Source organism: uncultured Streptococcus sp., from assembly GCF_938036805.1.
Lineage (GTDB): Bacteria > Bacillota > Bacilli > Lactobacillales > Streptococcaceae > Streptococcus.
Genome location: NZ_CALHWC010000130.1, coordinates 1 through 2088, shown reverse-complemented (window position 1 = coordinate 2088; position 2088 = coordinate 1). Strand labels below are relative to the sequence as shown.

1 protein-coding gene and 1 pseudogene are annotated in these 2088 nt (G+C 46.7%); both read left to right on the top strand.

The window, feature by feature from the left end; genetic code table 11:
- Window positions 1–1769: excinuclease ABC subunit UvrB (gene uvrB / locus Q0191_RS05160; RefSeq protein ID WP_297664439.1), on the top strand; the 1769-nt coding region annotated here is incomplete at its 5' end.
- 107 nt (window positions 1770–1876) lie between these two features.
- Window positions 1877–2088 (top strand): annotated as a pseudogene (locus tag Q0191_RS05155) (hypothetical protein); the annotation flags it as partial.

Here is a 2088-nt window from a genome sequence, read left to right as displayed (position 1 = left end):
TGGCCGGCCAGCTTTATGGTGAGTTCAAGGAGTTCTTCCCCAATAATGCGGTGGAATACTTCGTTTCCTACTATGATTACTACCAGCCTGAGGCCTATGTGCCTTCCAGTGATACTTATATTGAAAAGGATAGCTCGGTCAATGACGAGATTGACAAGCTCCGTCACTCAGCGACATCAGCCCTCTTGGAGCGCAACGACGTGATTGTCGTGGCTTCGGTCTCTTGTATCTACGGTCTGGGTTCGCCTAAGGAATACTCTGATAGCGTGGTAAGCCTGCGTCCTGGACTAGAGATTTCCCGTGACAAGTTGCTCAATGACTTGGTAGATATCCAGTTTGAGCGCAATGACATTGACTTTCAGCGGGGGAAATTCCGGGTTCGAGGCGATGTGGTTGAGATTTTCCCAGCTTCTCGGGATGAGCATGCCTTTCGGGTAGAGTTTTTCGGAGATGAGATTGACCGAATTCGTGAGGTTGAAGCCTTGACAGGACGAGTCTTGGGTGAGGTGGACCATTTAGCCATCTTCCCAGCCACTCACTTCGTGACCAATGAAGACCACATGGAAGTGGCGATTACTAAGATTCAGGCCGAACTGGAGGAGCAGCTGGCTATCTTTGAGAAGGAAGGTAAGCTATTGGAAGCTCAGCGCTTGAAACAGCGCACAGAGTATGATATCGAAATGCTGCGTGAAATGGGCTATACGAATGGTGTTGAGAACTATTCTCGCCACATGGATGGTCGGAGCGAAGGAGAGCCGCCTTATACCCTTCTGGATTTTTTCCCTGATGATTTTTTGATTATGATTGACGAGAGTCACATGACCATGGGTCAGATTCGCGGTATGTACAATGGCGACCGCTCTCGTAAGGAGATGCTAGTTAATTATGGTTTCCGCTTGCCGTCTGCCTTGGACAACCGTCCGCTGCGCCGGGAGGAGTTTGAGAGCCATGTTCACCAGATTGTCTATGTATCGGCTACGCCGGGCGACTATGAAAATGAACAGACGGATACTGTTATTGAGCAGATTATCCGGCCGACAGGGCTACTGGATCCAGAGGTGGAAGTCCGCCCAACTATGGGACAGATTGATGATCTCTTAGGTGAAATTAATGCCCGTGTTGAAAAGAATGAGCGGACCTTTATCACAACCCTGACCAAGAAAATGGCTGAAGACTTGACCGACTACTTCAAGGAAATGGGTGTCAAGGTTAAATACATGCACTCGGACATCAAGACCTTGGAGAGGACTGAGATTATCCGAGACCTGCGCTTAGGTGTCTTTGACGTTCTGGTTGGGATTAACCTGCTACGCGAGGGAATTGACGTTCCTGAGGTTAGTCTGGTGGCAATTCTTGATGCAGATAAGGAAGGTTTCCTTCGCAACGAACGTGGCCTGATCCAGACTATTGGCCGGGCAGCCCGCAACAGTGAGGGGCATGTGATTATGTATGCGGACACCATGACCCAGTCCATGCAGCGCGCTATTGATGAAACTGCTCGCCGTCGGGCAATCCAGATGGCATATAACGAAGAGCATGGCATTGTACCGCAGACCATCAAGAAAGAAATCCGCGACCTGATCAGCGTTACCAAGGCAGCCCTGCCAGACAAGGAAGAAACCGTTGAAATCGAAAGCCTCAACAAGCAAGAACGCAAGGATATGATCAAGAAACTGGAAGGTCAGATGCAAGAAGCTGCCGGACTTCTGGACTTCGAACTGGCTGCACAGATTCGCGATATGATTCTGGAAATAAAGGTGATGGATTAAAAAATATGATTAGTGCCAAAGTTGCAAACTAAGCTCTTAATTACATCTCTAGTCAATGAGTCACTATGTGAAAAATAAGTTAGAGAAGTTTAAGTGGGGGAATTGAAGTGAAAAAGGATCTAATTAAACTAATACTTATTTTCTTTATTTCAATTTTTGTCATAGGCATGATGCCGATAGTTCAATTGCTTTGGGCATTTTTGCCGACAAAACTTGTTACGAAAGAGGAAAAGCAGCATATTGAATATGTTGTGAACACAGCTTTTGAAGATAATTTAGGATTGAAGGTTAAGAAAATAGAGATTCCAACTTGGGTTAG